At 72.3% G+C, this 17,590-nt stretch carries 19 protein-coding genes; 6 read left to right on the top strand and 13 right to left on the bottom strand.

The window, feature by feature from the left end; all coding sequences use genetic code 11:
• Positions 1 to 53 precede the first annotated feature (53 nt).
• Both ACFVYA_RS45080 and ACFVYA_RS45075 read left to right on the top strand, forming a co-directional pair.
• Positions 54 to 1,238, top strand: coding sequence for a serine hydrolase domain-containing protein (locus ACFVYA_RS45080; protein WP_387054132.1), 1,185 nt, complete (start codon positions 54 to 56; stop codon positions 1,236 to 1,238).
• 253 nt (positions 1,239 to 1,491) lie between these two features.
• Positions 1,492 to 2,094: a LysE/ArgO family amino acid transporter gene (locus tag ACFVYA_RS45075; protein WP_387054130.1), complete on the top strand. Its 603-nt coding sequence runs from the start codon at positions 1,492 to 1,494 to the stop codon at positions 2,092 to 2,094.
• Here ACFVYA_RS45075 and ACFVYA_RS45070 read toward each other — a convergent pair whose 3' ends face one another.
• From ACFVYA_RS45070 to ACFVYA_RS45040, 7 genes are read right to left on the bottom strand one after another with little or no spacing between them, the layout of a single operon-like run.
• The gene (locus ACFVYA_RS45070) at positions 2,095 to 2,574 is read right to left on the bottom strand and encodes a methylated-DNA--[protein]-cysteine S-methyltransferase (protein ID WP_387054128.1); all 480 of its coding nucleotides are present in this window, start codon (positions 2,572 to 2,574) and stop codon (positions 2,095 to 2,097) included.
• Positions 2,571 to 2,945 carry a hypothetical protein gene (locus tag ACFVYA_RS45065; protein WP_387054126.1) on the bottom strand — a complete coding sequence of 125 codons (375 nt, stop codon included), beginning with the start codon at positions 2,943 to 2,945 and terminating at the stop codon, positions 2,571 to 2,573. Before ACFVYA_RS45065 ends, ACFVYA_RS45070 begins: the two co-directional genes overlap by 4 nt.
• Positions 2,942 to 3,655 carry a 2OG-Fe(II) oxygenase gene (locus ACFVYA_RS45060; protein WP_285991305.1) on the bottom strand — a complete coding sequence of 238 codons (714 nt, stop codon included), beginning with the start codon at positions 3,653 to 3,655 and terminating at the stop codon, positions 2,942 to 2,944. The genes ACFVYA_RS45065 and ACFVYA_RS45060 overlap by 4 nt, the downstream gene beginning before the upstream one ends.
• Complete coding sequence (locus tag ACFVYA_RS45055) at positions 3,652 to 4,245, bottom strand: methylated-DNA--[protein]-cysteine S-methyltransferase (protein ID WP_387054124.1); 594 nt, start codon at positions 4,243 to 4,245, stop codon at positions 3,652 to 3,654. The genes ACFVYA_RS45060 and ACFVYA_RS45055 overlap by 4 nt, the downstream gene beginning before the upstream one ends.
• Positions 4,242 to 4,718, bottom strand: a complete 477-nt coding sequence (locus ACFVYA_RS45050; RefSeq protein ID WP_387054122.1) for an RNA polymerase sigma factor — start codon at positions 4,716 to 4,718, stop codon at positions 4,242 to 4,244. Before ACFVYA_RS45050 ends, ACFVYA_RS45055 begins: the two co-directional genes overlap by 4 nt.
• A gap of 35 nt (positions 4,719 to 4,753) precedes the next feature.
• Positions 4,754 to 5,518, bottom strand: coding sequence for a putative protein N(5)-glutamine methyltransferase (locus ACFVYA_RS45045; RefSeq protein WP_387054120.1), 765 nt, complete (start codon positions 5,516 to 5,518; stop codon positions 4,754 to 4,756).
• Between the two features lie 12 nt (positions 5,519 to 5,530).
• Complete coding sequence (locus ACFVYA_RS45040; RefSeq protein ID WP_387054118.1) at positions 5,531 to 6,034, bottom strand: L,D-transpeptidase; 504 nt, start codon at positions 6,032 to 6,034, stop codon at positions 5,531 to 5,533.
• Between the two features lie 370 nt (positions 6,035 to 6,404).
• Here ACFVYA_RS45040 and ACFVYA_RS45035 point away from each other — a divergent pair, with 370 nt between their 5' ends.
• Genes ACFVYA_RS45035 through ACFVYA_RS45025 form a run of 3 tightly spaced genes read left to right on the top strand, consistent with a single transcriptional unit; the run spans position 6,405 to position 8,692 of the window.
• Complete coding sequence (locus tag ACFVYA_RS45035; protein ID WP_387054116.1) at positions 6,405 to 7,613, top strand: cytochrome P450; 1,209 nt, start codon at positions 6,405 to 6,407, stop codon at positions 7,611 to 7,613.
• A 31-nt stretch (positions 7,614 to 7,644) separates the two neighbouring features.
• On the top strand, positions 7,645 to 8,034 hold the full coding sequence (locus tag ACFVYA_RS45030) for a hypothetical protein (protein ID WP_387054114.1): 390 nt from the start codon (positions 7,645 to 7,647) through the stop codon (positions 8,032 to 8,034).
• 4 nt (positions 8,035 to 8,038) lie between these two features.
• Complete coding sequence (locus ACFVYA_RS45025; RefSeq protein WP_387054113.1) at positions 8,039 to 8,692, top strand: response regulator transcription factor; 654 nt, start codon at positions 8,039 to 8,041, stop codon at positions 8,690 to 8,692.
• Positions 8,693 to 8,788: 96 nt separating this feature from the next.
• Here the strand turns inward: ACFVYA_RS45025 and ACFVYA_RS45020 are convergent, their stop codons facing one another.
• From ACFVYA_RS45020 to ACFVYA_RS44995, 6 genes are all read right to left on the bottom strand, one after another.
• The gene (locus tag ACFVYA_RS45020; RefSeq protein ID WP_387054111.1) at positions 8,789 to 9,931 is read right to left on the bottom strand and encodes a S8 family serine peptidase; all 1,143 of its coding nucleotides are present in this window, start codon (positions 9,929 to 9,931) and stop codon (positions 8,789 to 8,791) included.
• A gap of 14 nt (positions 9,932 to 9,945) precedes the next feature.
• On the bottom strand, positions 9,946 to 12,069 hold the full coding sequence (locus ACFVYA_RS45015; protein ID WP_387054109.1) for a hypothetical protein: 2,124 nt from the start codon (positions 12,067 to 12,069) through the stop codon (positions 9,946 to 9,948).
• A 124-nt stretch (positions 12,070 to 12,193) separates the two neighbouring features.
• The gene (locus ACFVYA_RS45010; RefSeq protein WP_285991315.1) at positions 12,194 to 12,493 is read right to left on the bottom strand and encodes a DUF4429 domain-containing protein; all 300 of its coding nucleotides are present in this window, start codon (positions 12,491 to 12,493) and stop codon (positions 12,194 to 12,196) included.
• Positions 12,494 to 12,545: 52 nt separating this feature from the next.
• Entirely contained in the window at positions 12,546 to 13,907 is a 1,362-nt protein-coding gene (locus ACFVYA_RS45005; protein ID WP_387054106.1) for a protein kinase, read from the bottom strand.
• A 107-nt stretch (positions 13,908 to 14,014) separates the two neighbouring features.
• Entirely contained in the window at positions 14,015 to 14,476 is a 462-nt protein-coding gene (locus ACFVYA_RS45000; protein ID WP_387054104.1) for an HNH endonuclease, read from the bottom strand.
• A gap of 80 nt (positions 14,477 to 14,556) precedes the next feature.
• On the bottom strand, positions 14,557 to 15,411 hold the full coding sequence (locus ACFVYA_RS44995) for an alpha/beta hydrolase family esterase (RefSeq protein WP_387054102.1): 855 nt from the start codon (positions 15,409 to 15,411) through the stop codon (positions 14,557 to 14,559).
• 156 nt (positions 15,412 to 15,567) lie between these two features.
• Here ACFVYA_RS44995 and htpG point away from each other — a divergent pair, with 156 nt between their 5' ends.
• Complete coding sequence (gene htpG / locus ACFVYA_RS44990) at positions 15,568 to 17,463, top strand: molecular chaperone HtpG (protein WP_387054100.1); 1,896 nt, start codon at positions 15,568 to 15,570, stop codon at positions 17,461 to 17,463.
• The last annotated feature ends 127 nt before the right edge of the window (positions 17,464 to 17,590 follow it).

Raw genomic sequence — 17,590 nt, 5'->3', positions numbered from 1 at the left:
CACGGCGGCCGGTCTGCGCTACCGTCGTGGGATCGCAGACACCGGGGGGAATCATGCGTCGACGGGTCTTGTCCGCCGCTTGCGCCGTGCTCGTGTTCACCGGCAGCGGCACCGGTATAGCCGCCGCGGCGGCGGACCCACGGCAGACCGCGCTGGACACGGCGGTGCAGGCCGGGAACGTCGGGATGGTCGCGATCGCGGCCGATCCGGCCGGCCGGTGGCGGGGGCGCGCCGGGGTCGCCGACGTCGTCACCGGGGCCAAGCCCGACACCGGCGGGCGGTTCCGCATCGGCAGCGTGTCCAAGACGTTCACCGCGGCACTCGTGCTGAAACTGGCCGCGAAGGGCCGGCTGGGGCTGGACGAGCCGATCGCGAAGTACCTGCCCGGCCTGCTGCCCTACCCGGAGCCGATCACCGTCCGCCAGCTGCTGCAGCACACCAGCGGCCTGCCCCGGGACCTGGCGCCGCAGTACACCTGGACGACGGTGGAGGAGCTGGACACCGAACGTTTCGTGCACTTCGGCGAGGTGGAGGCGATCCACGACAGCACCGTGCAGCCGCTGCTGTTCCCGCCCGGCACGAGCTGGTCGTACTCCAACACCGGCTACAACGTGCTGGCCCTGCTGGTGGAGAAGCTCACCGGCCGGCGGTTCGAGCAGGTGCTCGCCGACTGGATCACCGGGCCGCTGCACCTGGCCGACACGTTCCTGCCCCGCGACTTCCCGCTGGTGCCGCACCCGGCCATCCGCGGCTACGAGCAGCTCTACCCCGCGCCGCACGGGCTGACGGACGTCACCGTCTACAACCTCAGCCGCTACTTCGGCGCCGGAAACGTCATTTCGAGCGCCACCGACCTGAACCGCTTCTTCCACGCGCTGTTCGACGGCGAACTGCTGCCGGCCGACCTGCTCGCGCAGATGAAGACCACGGTCCCGTGGCCGGGTCAGGGCGGCCTGCTCAGCTACGGGCTGGGGCTGATGCGCCTCTCCCTGGCCGGGATCTGCGGTCCCGGCGCACCCGATGTCTGGGGTCACGGCGGGGACGTGCCGGGGTACAGCACGTGGAGCATGAGCGAAGAGACCGCCACCCGCCAGATCACCGTCGCGTCCAGCCCGGACCTGACCGCTTCACCCGCCGCGGCGTCCGGCCGGATCCTGGCGATGGTGACGGAGTTCTGCAGCCCGGCTCTCCCCGAAGCCCAGGCCCACGCCGCTCAGCTCCAGGCCGCGGTGCGTTGACTGGCGGTGATGTCCGGGGAGGTCGGTCAGCCGGGTGATGAGTGGTTCGTAGCGGTTCACCGGTAACCCGGCCGATCCGGCCACGCCTTCGGCGCGGTGGCGGTCAGCCCATTTGCCGGCGACCATGAACGTCTTCGCCGCCGCCGCGCACACCTCCTTGGACATCACAACGAGCGATCAACCTTAGGAAGGCTAACGTTGCGTAAGGAACTTTAGCTGGAGTAATGTGACTCGCCGGTCATACCGTGGCGGGGTGCTGCCTCTCCTGCTGGCCGGGTTCGGAACCGGCCTCTCGCTGATCGTCGCGATCGGCTCCCAGAACGCCTTCCTGCTGCAACAGGGCCTGCGCGGCGGGGCCGTGGCGCCGCTGGTCGTCATCTGTGCCGTGTCCGATCTCGTGCTCATCGGGCTCGGGGTCAGCGGGATCGGGGCCGTGCTGGCGCGGTGGCCGACCGCCATCGGGGTCATCGCCGTCGGGGGTGGGCTGTTCCTGCTCGCCTACGGTGCGCTCGCCGCGGGGCGGGCGTTCCGGCCGTCCGTCATGACCGTCGGCGAGGACCGCACGCCGCTGCGGAAGGCCGTGCTCGCCTGCGTGGCCTTCACCTGGCTGAACCCGCACGTCTACCTCGACACGGTCCTGCTCCTCGGCTCGGTCGCGGTCGCCCACGGCGATGGCCGGTGGCTGTTCGGCCTCGGCGCCGGCGTGGCCAGCGCCGTCTGGTTCAGCGCACTGGGCTTCGGGGCCCGGCGGCTGGCCGGTGTGTTCGCGAAGCCGATGGCGTGGCGCGTGCTGGACGTCGTGATCGCCGTGACGATGACCGGGCTGGGGGTGACGTTGCTGCTCGGCCGGGTCTGATCACCAGAGCCCCGCGGCCGGTGGCCGCTCCAGCTCCAGGAGGAAGGCCTTCCGCTGCACCCCGCCCGCGTAGCCCGTCAGTTTCCCGCCTTTGCCGACGACGCGGTGGCACGCCACCAGGATGCTCAGCGGGTTGCGCCCGACCGCCGCGCCGACCTCGTGCGGCAGGCCGCCGACCGCCCGGGCCAGCTCGCCGTAGGTCGCCGTGGCGCCGTACGGGATCTTGGCGATCTCGGCCCACACCGCGCGGTCGAAGCCGGGGCCGTCCGCCCGCACCGGCACGTCGAACGCCGTGCGCCGGCCGGCGAAGTACTCCGCCAGCTGCCGCCCCGCATCCGGGAACGCCGCGTCGTCGCGCTCGCCGAACGTGGTGCGGTCCGGGCGGGTCCAGTGGTTCGGGAAGTACAGGCCGGTCACGACCGCGCCGTCGCCGACGACGGTCAGCGGGCCGACCGGGGAATCCACCACGGCGTGCCTCATCGGTTCTCCCAGGTGGTGCCGTCCGCGCGGGCGCCGCGCAGGCCGGGGAGCGGGAACCCCTCCAGCGCGGAAGCCGCGACGGTCCGATGTGGACTCCACGACGTCGACAGCAGGAGCCGCCGGGTCATGCCGGCCCAGCTCGCCGGGGTGGCGCTGACCACCCACACGTCGGGCTCCGGCGTCGCGAAGCGACGGGCCTGGCGCAGCCACGACGCCGCCGTTTCGGGCCACGTCACCGTCGCCAGCACCAGGCCACCCCAGGCCGCGGCGATCTGCTCGCCCTCCGGCCGGGAGGAAGCATCCGTGCCGATCACGATGTGCCGCGCCCGGCCGAGCAACCCCAGCATCGCCTCCAGTTCGCGCGATGTCATGCCGCGTCGTGGAACACGAGGCCGAGCGTGTGGCGGCGGCCGGACCGGACCACCGAAACGCCGTGGCGCACCGGGGCCGCCGACCAGCCGCGAGCCGAGCGGACCGGCCTGTCCCGGGTGGTGAACACCAGGCCGTGGCCCTGCGGGACGAGCGTCGCCGTGCCACGCGACTGCGCCCGTGGCCGCTGCTCCACCAGGAGGAACTCGCCGCCGGTGTGGTCGGTGCCCGGCTCGTTGAGGTTGATCACCACCTGCAGCGGGAACACCTTGTCGCCGTAGAGGTCGCGGTGCAGCGCGTTCCAGCCGCCCGTCTCGTAGCGCAGCAGGATCGGCGTCGGCCGCCGCTGACCCGCGCTGTGGCACACCGCCAGCCACTCGTCCAAAGTGGACGGCCACTCGGCCGGGCGCCCGAGGCGCGCGGACCAGTCCTGCGCGATGGGCAGCAGCCGTGGGTAGAGCGCCTGCCGCAGCCGCTGCACCGGTTCGGGGAACGGCGAAGCGAAGTAGTGGTAGTCGCCGTTGTCCCCGAAGCGGTGACGACGCAGGTTCACCGTCGCCCGGAAATGTGACGGCTCGTCCCACAGCGCGACCAGCCGCGCGCACTCGGCCGGGGTGAGCAGCCGCGGCAGGAGCGCACTGCCGTAGTCGTCGACCTCGGCGGCCACCGCGGCCCAGTCGGCCGCGGCGACGCGCTCCTCGAACGTCGTCACGCCGCCTCCATCGTCAGCAGGACCCGCTTGGCCTCTTCGCCGCCGGCGTACTGGCCGTACGACCCGTCGGACCGGACGACCCGGTGGCACGGCACCACCACCGGCACGGGGTTGAGCGCGCACGCGGTGCCGACCGCGCGGACCGCCTTCGGACTGCCCGCCGCCGCCGCGACCTGCGCGTAGCTTTCCGTGTTGCCGTAGGCGATCTCGGCCAGGTGATCCAGTACGGCCCGGCGGAACCCCCGCACCAGCCGCAGGTCCAGCGGGACGTCGAAGGCGTGCCGCTCGCCGGCGAAGTACTCCTCGAGCTGGCGGGTGACCTCCTCGAACCGGGACGGGGCCCGGAGGATCCGCGGGCTGATGACCGCCGCCAGCTCGGCCAGCACGCCGTCGTGGTCCTGGCGGTCGAAGGCCACCTTCACCAGGCCCTGCTCGGTCGCCGCCAGCAGCAGCGGCCCCACCGGGGAGTCGACGATGTGGTAGGCGACGTCCAGCAGTCCCTGGCGGTCGGCGTCGGCGACGAGCCGCTCGTGCATCACCCTCGAGTCGAGCAGGACGTCGTTCGTGAAGAACTGGAACATGTCCGTCATGAGTGCGCTCCTTCCAGGGGGTAGCAGGCTCGCAGCGCTTTGACGCCGTCGGCGGCCGCCCGGCGGGCGGCCTCGGCGGTGCCTCCGGTGATCTCCGCGATTTCGCGGTACGGCAGCCCGGCCAGGTAGTGGTAGGCCACGGCGAGGCGTTGCTTGTCCGGCAATCGCGCCAGCGCGTCCCACAGGTCGCCGTTCCACGCGTCCGCGCGGCCCGGCCGGTCCGGGACTTCCCCGACCGGGACCGGGCGGCGCGCCTGCGCGCGGGTGACGTCGACGGCCTTGCGGTGCGCGATCGTGACGAGCCACGCTTGGACGTTCGCGTCGGCGGGCAGCTCCGGGTACGCCTTCAACGCGGCCAGGAAGGTTTCCGACCAGGCGTCTTCGGCGTCGGCGGACCCGAGCACGGCCCGGCAGACCCGCAGGACCATCGGCCCGTGCTCGGCCACGACTTGCTCGAACGGTTTCACGATCACACCAGGTAGACGTCCGGGAGCGCCGGAACGTGAGGTCAAGGTTCCGCGGTGCCGGTCACGACGGTCGCGCCCCGCTCGTCGCAGGAGTGCACGCGCGGCGACAATCCCGCCCCCGCAAGGATTTCCGCGAGCACCGGCGCCTGACGCTCACTCGATTCGATCAGCAGGGTCCCGCCCGGAGCGAGCCAGCCCGGCGCGCCCGCGGCGACGCGGCGGGCGAGATCCAGGCCGTCCGCGCCGCCGTCGAGCGCCACCAGCGGCTCGTGCAGGCGCGCTTCCGGCGGCATCGTCGCGACCGCCTCCGTCGGGACGTAGGGCACGTTCGCGAGGAGGACGTCGACCCGGCCGCGCAGGGACGACGGCAGCGCGTCGTAGAGATCGCCCTGGTGGACGTGCGCGTCCGGGAGGTTCAGCCGGGCGCACTCGACCGCGGCGGCCTCGACGTCGGCGGCGTGCAGCTCACGCGGCGGGCACGCGGCGGCGAACGCGGCTCCCAGCGCCCCGGAGCCGCAGCACAGGTCGAGCACCACCGGGTCCGGGGGCGCGAGCGAGACGGCGACGTCGACCAGGAAGCCGGTGCGGTGCCGCGGCACGAACACCCCGGGCCGCACGGTGACGCGCAGGCCGTGGAACTCCGCCCAGCCCAGCAGGTGTTCCAGCGGCAGCCCGGCGACGCGGCGTTCGACGAGCGCGCCGAGTTCCGCGGGGGACGTGGCCGCGGCGACGAGGAGATCGGCCTCGTCTTCGGCGAACACGCAGCCCGCGGCGCGCAGCCGGGAGACGACAGTGGGAGTGTCCAACGGGGAGGTAGCCTACAAGACCTGCACCGCGTCACCGACGTTCAGCCCGTCGAAGAACGCCGCCGAATCGGCGTCGGTCAGGTGGACGCAGCCGTGCGAGGGCGCGTCGAGCGGCCCGGCGTGGAAGGCGATGCCGCCGGCGGCGAAGAACACCGAGTTGGGCATGTCGGTGCCGTACTCGCTGCTGCGGTGCTCGCGGTCCTTCCACACGACGTGGAACGACCCGGCGGGCGTCGCCTGGTCGGGTGGCCCGAACCCGGCCGGGACCGGGCCGTGGACCACCTGCCCGTCCCGCAGCAGCCAGGCCAGCCGCTGCGCCAGGCTCACGCACGCCCCGGTCGTGACGGCGCACGGCGGCGCGGGCGGGGGTAGGGATGGGGGCGTCGTGGTCGTGGGAGGAGTGGCGGTCAGCGGCACCGGCTCGGCGATCGGGCTCGGCGTCGTGCCGCGCGGCGCCGAACAGGCCGCGGTGACCAGCACCGTCCCCAGCAGGGTCGCCACCCCGGTCCTGCGCATCCGTCGTCCCCTCGCCGAACTTCCTGCCGGGGATCAGTACGGGTGAACGGCCCCGAAGGTTGAGCGCGGAGGGATTACCCCGGCCGGGCGACGCCGAACCGCCGGAGCCGACTTTCGGACACCGCGCGGGAAACCGGTGCGTGAACCATTTGTCATGGGGGCACGCGGATCCGACGGCGATTTGCCGGACCGGCCGCGGGCCGGAAGCCGCTGCAATACAGCCCGCTGGCCCGATCGGGCGGGAATCCGTGTTCCGGGCCCGGCGGCCGCGCTCGGTGAGTACCGTGGATCGCGGGGGGACCGGGGGAGCGGCCGGTGACCGGCCCGTCCGTGTCCGCGCCGATCGGCCGCGCGCCCGGGAGGAGAACCCATGACCACCACCACGGAACGCCCGCGTCTGCCGTTCGCACGGCCGAACATCCTGGAAATCGCGCCGCTCTTCGAGGTGCTGCGCCGGCAGGGACCCGTGGTCGCCGTGACCACTCCGGCCGGGGATCCGGCCTGGCTGGTCACCGGGTTCGAAGCGGTCCGGACCGTCTTCACCGATCCGCGGTTCGGGCGCTCGCACCCGGCGCCGGAGGAGGCGTCGGCGCTTTCGGACGCCGCCATCCTCAGCCGGCCGCAAGGGGACCACGAAACCGAACACGCCGAGCACGCGCGGATGCGGCGGATGCTCGTGCCCGCCTTCTCCGCCAACCGGATCCGGCGGCTCGCCGGCCACGTCCGGGAACTCGCCGACGGCTGCTTCGACGCCATGGACCGGGCCCGCGCCGCCGGCGGCCCGGTCGACCTGCACGAACACCTGTCGTTCCCGCTGCCCGTGCTGGTGATCTGCGAACTGCTCGGCGTCGCGTACGAAGACCGTGACACCTTCCGGGTGCTGTCGGACCGGATGGGCCGGATGGACATCGGCGACGGCGCCGACGCGGCACTCGACGAGTTCACCGCCTACATGAGCCGGCTCGCCGCCACCAAGCGGCGCGATCCCGGCCAGGACGTCGTCTCGGACCTGGTCCGCGCGCAGGCCGGTGACCCGTCGTTCGGCGACGACGACCTCGCCCGGCTCGCCGCCGGCCTGCTGTTCGCCGGCCACGAGACGACGTCCAACCGGATCGACCTCGGCGTGCTCTACCTGCTCACCGACCTCGCCCGCCGGGACGCGCTGGCCGCCGATCCCGAAGGGCGGGTGCACGGCGTCGTCGAGGAGATCCTGCGGCTGTCCGCCCCGAGCGGGCTCGGCGTCCTGCGGTACGCCCACGACGACGTCGAGCTCGGCGGTGTCACGATCGCCCGCGGGGACGCGGTCGTGCTGTCGATCGCCGCGGCCAACCGGGACGAGAGCGTGTTCCCCGCCGCCGGGACGTTCGATCCCGACCGCAAGCCGAATGCGCACGTCGCCTTCGCCCACGGCGGCTGGTTCTGCATCGGCGCCAGTCTCGCGCGCACCGAGCTGCGGGTCGTGTTCGGGTCGCTGTTCCGGCGGTTCCCGGGGCTGCGCCTGGCGGTCGGCGTCGATGAACTCCAGGTCCGGACCAACCGTGTCACCGGGGGAGTGGACCGCGTGCCGGTCCTCTGGTAGACCAACGGCGGTCGTGAGCGGAGGAAAAGACGTGACGTTGTGGGACAAGCTCGGGATGGACGACAAGCTCATCAAGGTGCTGACGGAGATCCCGCCGGGTCCGGACGCCGAGGAGTTCGGCCGGGCCTACGTCACGATCCACCAGCTGGCCGTCGAGCTGGACCAGCGGTTCCCCGAGGTGCGCAAGCAGCTGGACGTGCCGCTGGGCGGCGGCGCGACCCGGCACGCCGGCCTGGTCGAGCTGCTCGGCAAGGAGCTGGTGGAGAAGATCAAGCGCTACGGCGACGTCTACCCGATCGAAGCCGCGCAGCTTTCGTCGGTGCGGTTCCGCGAGGTGCGGCTGCGCGGCCCGGGCGGCCGGGACCTGGTCGGGGCGTCGAAGACCGACCTGCCGTTGATCCGCCTGCGGCTCCGGGACTGAAGGGGTGCTCGCGCCGCCGCCGGTGCGGGTCCTGGTGGCCGAGCGCGACCCGGCGGTGCGGGCCCGCCTGAGCACGATGCTCGAGGAGGCGGACGGCATCGAGCTGGTCGGCGCGGCCGCCGACGCGACGGCGGCCCGGGTCACCCTGCGCCGGCGCCTGCCGGACGTGCTGCTGCTGGACCTGCGCCTGGACTGGCCGGACCCGCTGACCCGCCGTCCGGCGGTGGTGGCCCTGGCGACGTTCGACTCGGACACGGGCATCCTGCGCGCCCTCCGCGACGGCGCGGCCGGGTTCCTCCTGCGGTCGGCCCGGCGGCGCGACCTGATCAAGGTGGTCCGCTTGGCCGCGGACGGCCACGTGGTGCTGTCCCCGGACGCCTCCCGCCGGTGGGTGGCGGCGGCGACCCGGCTGTCCGGCCCGCGCGACGAACGGCTGGCGGCGGTGGACCGGTTGTCGGCCCGGGAGACCGAGGTGCTCGCGGCGGTCGGCGCGGCCCTGACGAACGCGGAGATCGCCGAGCGGCTGGAGCTGCCGGAACCGGTGGTGCGGGAGCACGTGGCGACGGTGGTGCGGAAGCTGGGCTGCGCGCATCGGACGGGAGCGGGATTGCTGGCCTACGAGCGCGGGCTGTGCCGTCCGGGGCATGGCGGGGATTGACGAACACCGCAGGCCGGCGCCGCGGCGCGGGCTCGAGACACCCCGAGCTCGGAAGGCGCCGGTGGCGCGGACGGCAGGCCCGCGCCACCGGCACTCTCAGAAGCCCGCCAGGCCGTTCGGCACCCCGACGCCCGTCGGGGCGTCATAACCCGGGCCCGCGACGCACAGGTAGTCGCCGCCGCACTTCTTGCCCGCGCCGGCCGGGTCGTTGTGGCCCGTGGTCACGTCGGTGAACGAGCCCGCGTTCGCGTACACGGCCGCCGGTTGGGTGACGCCCGCGTGCCCCGACCGGCCGATCATGCCCGCGACGAACGGCGCCGAAGCGCTCGTGCCGCTGACCGGGAGCCAGCCGCCCGCGTCCGCGTAGTGGATCGCGATGTCCTCGGCCGCCGCGGACACGTCCGCGACCGTTCGCTTGCCGCAGTGGGTGTCCCGCTGCCACTTCGGCTTCGCGATGTACGCCGAACAGCCGCTGCCGCCGTACGTCCAGGCCTGCTCCGCCCAGCCGCGCGGGGAGTCCGGGTCGCGGGCCAGCGACGTCCCGCCGACCGCGACCGTCGAGGCCAGGACCGCCGGGTAGCTCGCCGCGGTGAAGCCGCTGTCACCGGAGGAGGCCACCACCGTCACGCCCGGGTGCTGGTAGTGACTCGCGTACGCCAGCGCCGCGCCGTTTTCGCGGGCGCCGTAGCTGTTCGACACCACCTTCGCACCCAGCCGCACCGCCGTGTCCGCCGTCTCCGCCAGGTCGGCGAACCCGGGCGAATTGCCCTCCACGACGAGGATCCGGCACGACGGGCACGCCGCGGACACCATCGAGACGTCCAATGTGGACTCCATGGCCCAGCTGAAGTTCACCTCCGGCAGCGGCGTCGCCGCGCCCTGCTGGTTCACCTTGCGGAAGCAGCCGTTCGCCGTCGTGCACGGCGGCAGGCTGTACTGCGCCCGGTACGCGGCCAGGTCGGCCTCCAGGTTCGGGGCGTCGAAGGCGATCGAGATGCCGACGACGGTGTCCGGCCCCGCCGAGGCGGGCAGCCCGTAGGCCGACGCCAGGTCGTCGGCACCCCAGCCGGCCGGTCCGAAGGCGCGCGCCGCGCCCGGCGTGTAGGTGGTGAGGCAGCGCAGCACGCCCGGCCGTTCGGGGCACGCCGCCCGCGGCGCCGGGGCCGCGCTCGCCGCCGGCGTGAGCACGGCGGCGGCCGCCACCGCGGCGGCCAGCACTCCCAGCCATCTCCTGTTCACTGTGGACAGTCCCCTCATGACACGTAGACGTGGTAGGCGGCGGTGATCGTTTCGGTGATCGTCGCCCCGGCGGCGTCGGCCGCGGTGACGCGCAGGGAGACGTCCGTGCCCCGGAACGCCTCCGTGGTCGCGGTGAAGCCCGCGTGGAAGACGCCGTCGCCGCGGGCGGTGACGGTCGCGTCCTGCCAAGTCGTGCCGTCGGTCGAGTACTGCACGGTCGCGGCCCTCACCGGCGAACCGGTGCTCTGCTGCAGGTGCCCCACCGTGAGGTCCAGGCCCTGCGGACCGGACAGCGTGGACCCGTCCGGCCGCAGCCCGCCGACCGCGTACCCCAGCGTCAGGAGCGGTTCGACGGCACACGCCCGGTCCGGCCCGTCCTCGCCGCGACCGCAGTACAGCGACGGCGGCAGGGTCACGCCTTCGACGTGCTGCGACTTCCACGTCCACTCGGTGTGGGTCGCGGTGCTCTGCCGGTACATCGGCCCGGTGCGCCCGGCGTCGATCGTGAGCCCCAGCGTCGACGGGCCGGGTGCGACGTCCTGGGCGAAGGCGGCCGCGGTGGCGCCCTGCGGGGTGCCTTCGGCCAGGGTCGTGCCGTCCTGGGTGAACCGGTAGGACCCGGTGATGGTGTCCCGCGGCTCACCGTAGAAGCCGAAGCCGGTGTGGCCGGGCTGGTTGTCGCTGAACGGCGTGATCGCGACCCGCAGCAGATCGCCCGCCCGCGTCGCGCCGGGCAGCGTGTACGCCCGGCCGTCGTTCAACGGCAGCAGCGCCACCTCGCCCGCCGGGTGCAGCGGGAAGCGGTTCCAGTCCTCGGTGACCGACGAGCCGCCCTGGTAGGTGTGGAACTGTTCGTGCTGACCGCCGGCCCAGCCGGGGAACGGCCCGGGCAGCACGTACTTCGAGAACCCGCCGAACCACGCCAGATCCGGCCCGGCCGAGACGTACTCGGTCTGCTTCCGCGGCAGCTGGATCGGGTGCGATGGATGGCCGCTGACGTCCTCGAACGAGAACATCCCGCTGCGCTGGCGCAGGCCGAGCGAGGAGTACTCGCTGAAGTAGGTGGCGTCGACCGCGGCGACGTCCTTCGCCGTGATCACGTACCGCTGCTGCGGAATCACGCCGATGCTGGCCTTCTGCAGCACGTATTCGTACGGCGTGCCCGGCCCGGGCGGGGACACGAGCCTGCTGTAGGGGTAGGTCTGCAAGGCTCCGGTGCGCACCGGGGTGCTGGTGGGCGACACCGAGATCGGCACGCCGGGCCCGGCGTCGAAGTCGACGAGCAGCGCCGGGCCGGTCTTGGCGGCCCGGCGGAACAGGAAGCCGGTGTCGTCGAGCAGTGCGGGGCGCGGGGTCACCCAGGTCAGCTTGCTGGACGCCCGTTTCGCGTCGACGCGGACTCCTCCGTCCGCCTTCACCGCGAACTCCGGCTGCGCGCTGAACCGCAGCTCGGTCGGGTTGCCGTCGGCGTCGGTCGTCCAGAACACGCCGAGCGCGCTGTAGTTGCCGTCCGGCACGCTGAACTTGGCCGTGCCGCCGAAGAAGTAGTTGAAGTTCTCGTCCGGGGCGAGCGTGTCGCCGTCGTCGGTGTTGTAGAGGAACGCGATGCCGGTGTCGGCGGGCTTGCCCGCGATGTCGGTGGCGTCGACGGACACCGTCCGCATCACCGACCGCGGCTGGGCTGCCTGCCGCTTCGGCGCTCCCGCGAGGGCGTACCGGACGCCGCCGGCGAACAACCCCTGGCCGCCGAACCGGCCGCGGGCACTGTCCTCTTTGAACTGCTTCGCCAGCGCGGCGCCGAAGGTCGCGGTGTCCACCGGGGCCCGGGCGCCGGCCAGCAGCGCCTTGACGTCGAACAGGCTCAGGTCGAGCCCGCGCCCGAGGTAGGGCAGCGCGGTGCCGGGCACCTCGTAGTCCCGGCCGCCGAGCCGCAGGTGCACCAGCGCCCGCGCCATGCCCTTGTCCGCGGCCGGTTGCACCTCGAACGTGTCCCGGCCGTCCGGGGCGGTCCGGACGGTCACCCGGTCCCCGGTGACGAGCGTGACGGTCGGCGACGGATCCGCGGCCGGCGCGGCGACGGCGGCCGGCGGGGCGAGCCCGGCCACGCCCGCCGCACCGGCGAGCAGGACCGCAAACACCGAAAATGTTCTTCGCACTGGCACCTCCGTGTGGTGATCGATCACCACTACGGACGAACCAGCCGTCCGGACCGTTGAGCCCGGATCCCGATCTTCCGCGAATTACCCTGATCGGCCCAACGACCTACTTCTTCCTCGCCTGCTCGACGGCTTCCAGGAACTCCTTGACCTTGGCGAGTTTCGGGTACTCGTACTCGAAGACGTTGCCGGGCAGCTTGTCGGCGAAGAGCGGCACGTTGGTGACGACCTCCGTGGGGGCTTCCGCCTTCTCGAAGACGATCTGGCCGCGTTTCCACGTGGTCGCCGGGCGGTGCCGGATACCGGTGATCTCCGCGACCGGGAACTTGTGGTCCGCCCGGTCGGGGACGATGCCCATGGTCTTCGTGTCGATCCGGAGAGTGACGGTTCGCCCGTCGAAACGCATCGATCTGCGCCTCGCGTCCACGCGTGCGGTACTCACAGTCGCCTCCCGGCGGTCAGAGCGTCCGGCAGGTGAGCGCCGGGCGGGCGTCGTCACTTCCGTTCTGCGTCAAGGCGATCAGGCCGAACGTCGTCGTCGCGTCCGCGTCGAGCTTGGCGTTCCAGGCGGCGTTTTCGACCGTCACCGTCGAACCATCGACCGTGAAGGTGCCGTTCCACAAGCCGCTGATGCGGTGACCGGCGGGCAGCTGCCAGCGGACGCGCCAGCCGGACAGGCCCGCGGTCCGGTCGTTGCGCACCGTCACCTGGACCTGGTAACCGCCGGGCCAGGAGTTCGTCACCTCGTAGCGGGCCGCGCAGCCGAGGTCGGCCGGCGTCGTCGGTGCCGGGCTCGAGGTCGTCGGGGCCGGGGGACCGGACGAGACCGGTGCGGCGACGGTCGTCGTGCCACCGGGGACGAGCACCGTGCCGATCACCACGCCGAGGGCCAGCAGGACCGCGCCGGCGGCCGCCGCCAGGACGAGCCGGCGCCGCGGGCGGCGGACGCGCAGCAGCCGCGTGCCGGCCCGGGGCCGGGGCCGGGGCGGCGGCAGGGGACGGCCGCCGGTGACCGCTTCGAACAGCTCCTGGACCTCGGCCATCGACGGGCGCGCTTCGGGGTCCCGCTGCAGCATGCGGGTGAGCACCTCGGCGAGCGGCCCGCGGTGCCGGGGCGGGACGGTCTCCTCCTTCGCGATGCGCAGCAGGAGCGTGATCGCGTTGTCGTCGTTGCCGAACGGGGGAGTGCCTTCCAGCGCGCGGTAGAGCGTCGCCCCGAGCGAGAACACATCGGCCGGGAAGCCGGCTTCGTGGCCGCCGGCGACTTCGGGTGCCAGGTAGGCCGGCGTGCCCGCGATGAACCCGCCGCCGGTCACGGTGCCTTCGCCGGTGGCGCGGGAAATGCCGAAGTCGGCGATCTTGACGACACCGGACTCCCCGAGCAGGACGTTGCCGGGCGTGACATCGCGGTGGACGACCCCCTCGGCGTGGGCGGCCGCGAGCGCCGACGCGATCGGCAGGCCGATGCGCACCACCTCCTCGGCGGGCAGGGTCTCCCGGTCCAGCAGGACCTCGGCGAGGCTGCGCGACGGCAGGTACTCCATCACGAGGTAGGGGCCGCCGGGGGCCTCGACGACGTCGTGCACCGTGATCGCGTGCGGGTGCCGCAGGCGCGCGGTCAGCCGCGCTTCGCGCAGGGCGCGCAGGCTCGCCTGCTCACCCGCGGCCGGCCCGATGGCCGCGTCGTAGTCCAGCTGCTTGACCGCGACGACCCGGTCGAGCCGCTCGTCGCGGGCACGCCAGATGACGCCCATCGATCCCTGGCCGATCCGTTCGGCCAGCCGGTAGCGCCCGGCGATCAGCTCTCCTGCGTCGGTCACGGCGACCTCCCCGGCCTTCCCCAGCGCACACGGAACACACGGATGCGGGTGGCGATCGGTTCGAGCCTAACGGCCTGCCCGCCGGGGTGCAGACGGGCAGGCCGCGCTCAAGCGCCGGGCCGGTGCAGCTGGTCCCACGCCGGGACGTACGGGGCGAAGCGCAGCTTCATCCCGGCCTCGCCCGGCAGCTTGTCCGCCTTGCGGGCGTTGCAGCTGCGGGCGGTGCCCCCGCACGCGGCGACCGTGTTGAGCCAGTCGGTCCGGGCGCCGCCGCGGCTCAGCGGCGTCACGTGGTCGATCGTGGTGGCGCGCTTCCCGCAGTAGGCGCAGCGGTGGCCGTCACGGACCAGCACGCCGCGCCGGGACCAGCGCGGCGGCTGCGTATATCGCCACTTCATGACGACATAACGCAGTAACCGCACGATCTTCGGGCGCGGGAACAGCCCGTAGGCGAGGCCCTCCTCGGCCTCGTGGATCTCGGCGACGTGGCGGACGAGCATGCGGATCGCGTGCGGGACCGAAACGGTCTGCAGCGGCTCGTAGCCGGCGTTGAGGACCAGAACCTTCATGGCGCACCTTTTCCTTCGCGAAAGCCGGAAACTTGTGCGCAACATCGTCGCCGAGCTGCCTGACCTGCGTCAATCGTGTTTCACCGCAGCGGATGGCTGCGGAAGAACCGCCAGATGACCGGGGTCGCGTCGATGACCGCCGGCGTCGCGGAGTTGTTGTCGGGCCGGGTGCTGGGCCAGACGTGCCCCGCTCCTTCGACGCGGTAGTGCTCGAGGGCGCAGCCGAGCCACTTCTGCGCGACGACGCCCGCCACCGGCGTCCACGACACCGGGTCCGGACGGCAACCGTCCCTTGTGGACCAGGCCGCCAGCCAGTCCGGGATCGCGGGCAGGCCCTTCGCCGGGTTGCCGGAATAGGGAATCGTCGTGTCCGCCGTGCCGTGGAAGTCGAGGACCGGCACCGGCCGGCTCGGGTGGCAGGCGCCGCCCTGCGGGTAGAACGCGCCGGACACCGGGGCGAACGCGGCGATCCGGCCCGCCAGGCGGCAGACCAGCACGCCGGCGAACCCGCCGCCGTTGGACTTCCCGGCCGCGAAGATCCGCCCGGGGTCGACGCACAGCGTGCGCTGCAGCGCGGTCAGCAGGTCGCTGGTGAACAGGACGTCGTCCGCGGCGGCCGAATACGGTGCCCCGGTCCAGGCGGACTCGCCGTCAGTGCCGATCAGGCCCTGCGGGTAGACCGCGATCGCGTCCAACGCCGAGAAGCCGGACAGCTCCTCCTGGTAACGCGAGGTCCGCTTGTGGCCGTGGAAGGAAAGGACCAGCGGGTACGGCCGCCACGGCTGGTACCCCGCGGGCAGGTGGACGGTGTACTCGCGGTCGAGGCCGCCGGAGGTGACGTGCCGGGTGGCCGTCACCCCGGCCGAGGAAGCCGGCGGGCCGGCCGCAGCCGGTGGTGCGGACGCGGCGGCCCACCGGGGGAAGCGTCCGGGCACTCGATCCTCCTTGATCGGCAACGGGGCGTGGCCAGCATCACACCGGGAGCCGCGAACACCCGGATTGCGTTCATGAAGTGCGCGGTCGGAACCGTCGGACCGCACTCGGTAGGATCGACCCAACATCGGCCCTCGGACATGCGGAAAGGGATGGAAGTGACTGCCCCGATCGAGACGCTGGAGTTCCAGTCGGAAGCGCGTCAGCTGCTCCAGCTGATGATCCATTCGATCTATTCGAACAAGGACACGTTCCTGCGGGAGCTCGTGTCCAACGCCTCCGACGCCCTCGACAAGCTGCGGCTGGAGTCGTACCGCGACAAGGACCTCGAGGCGGACACGTCCGACCTGCACATCGCGATCGAGACCGATCCGGAGGCGCGCACCCTGACCGTGCGCGACAACGGCATCGGCATGACCCGCGAGGAGGTCGTCGCCCTGATCGGGACGATCGCCAAGTCCGGCACCGCCGACTTCCTGACCAAGCTCAAGGAGGCGAAGGACGCGGCGGCGTCGCAGGACCTCATCGGGCAGTTCGGCGTCGGGTTCTACGCGAGCTTCATGGTCGCGGACAAGGTCACCCTCGTGACGCGCCGCGCCGGCACCACCGAGGGCGTCCGCTGGGAGTCGACCGGCGAAGGCACGTACACGATCCAGCCGGTCGAAGACGCGCCCCAGGGCACCGCGGTCACGCTGCACCTCAAGCCCGAGGACACCGAGGACCACCTCTACGACTACACGTCCGCGGCGAAGATCCGCGAGATCGTCAAGAAGTACTCCGACTTCATCACCTGGTCCATCCGGATGAAGGGTGACGGCGAGGAGGCGGAGGCCGAGACCGTCAACTCGATGAAGGCGCTGTGGGCGCGCTCGTCGAGCGAGGTCTCCGAGGAGGAGTACCACGAGTTCTACAAGCACGTCAGCCACGACTGGCAGGACCCGCTGGAGACGATCCGGCTGCAGGCCGAGGGGACGTTCGAGTACCAGGCGCTGCTGTTCCTGCCCTCGCACGCGCCGATGGACCTGTTCCTGCGCGAGCGCAAGCGCGGCGTCCAGCTCTACGTCAAGCGCGTGTTCATCATGGACGACTGCGAGTCGCTCGTCCCCGAGTACCTGCGGTTCGTCAAGGGCGTCGTCGACGCGCAGGACCTTTCGCTGAACGTGTCGCGGGAGATCCTGCAGCAGGACCGGCAGATCCAGCTGATCCGCCGTCGCCTGGTGAAGAAGGTCCTGTCGACGGTCAAGACGATGATGACCGCCGACGCCGAGAAGTACGCGACGTTCTGGCGCGAGTTCGGCCGGGCGGTCAAGGAGGGCCTGCTCGACGACTTCGAGAACCGCGAAGCCATCCTGGAAATCTCGTCCTTCGCTTCGACGCATGACACCGAGAAGCCGACTTCGCTGCGTGACTACGTCTCGCGGATGAAGGAGGGCCAGGAGCACATCTACTTCATGACCGGCGAATCGCGGTCCGCGATCGAGAACTCGCCGCACATGGAGGCGTTCCGCGCCAAGGGCTTCGAGGTGCTGGTGCTGACCGACCCGATCGACGAGATGTGGGTCGACGCGGTGCCGGGCTTCGACTCCAAGCAGTTCCGGTCCATCGCCAAGGGCCAGGTCGACCTCGAATCGGAAGAGGACAAGAAGGCCACCGAGGTCGCCCGCGAACAGCAGAACAAGGACTTCGAGAGCCTGCTGACGTGGATGGGCACGGCGCTGGGCGAGACCGTCAAGGAGGTCCGCCTGTCCTCGCGGCTGACGACGTCGCCGGCCTGCATCGTCGGGGACACGCACGACCTGACCCCGACGCTCGAGAAGATGTACCGCGCGATGGGGCAGGAGCTGCCGCCGATCAAGCGCATCCTCGAGCTCAACCCGGACCACGCGCTGGTGACCGGGCTGCGCGAGGCGCACGCCTCCCGGCCGGAGGACGAGGGCCTGGCCGAGACGGCCGAGCTGCTCTACGGCATGGCCCTGCTCGCGGAGGGCGGTGAGCTGGCCGACCCGTCGCGGTTCATCAAGCTGCTGGCCGGCCGGCTGGAGAAGACCCTCTGAGCTGTGATTGAGCCCGGAACTCGCGTGACTGGGCCCGTGACTCGCGTGATTGAAGCCGGAACTCACCGGTTCCGGCTTCAATCACGCGAGATCCGGCTTTGATCACGCGAGTTCCGGCGTCAATCAC

The sequence above is a fragment of the Amycolatopsis sp. NPDC058278 genome, assembly GCF_042881395.1.
In the GTDB taxonomy this organism is placed as follows: Bacteria; Actinomycetota; Actinomycetes; order Mycobacteriales; family Pseudonocardiaceae; genus Amycolatopsis.
Note: the sequence above shows the minus strand (reverse complement) of the source record. Positions and strands in the feature narration are given on the sequence as shown.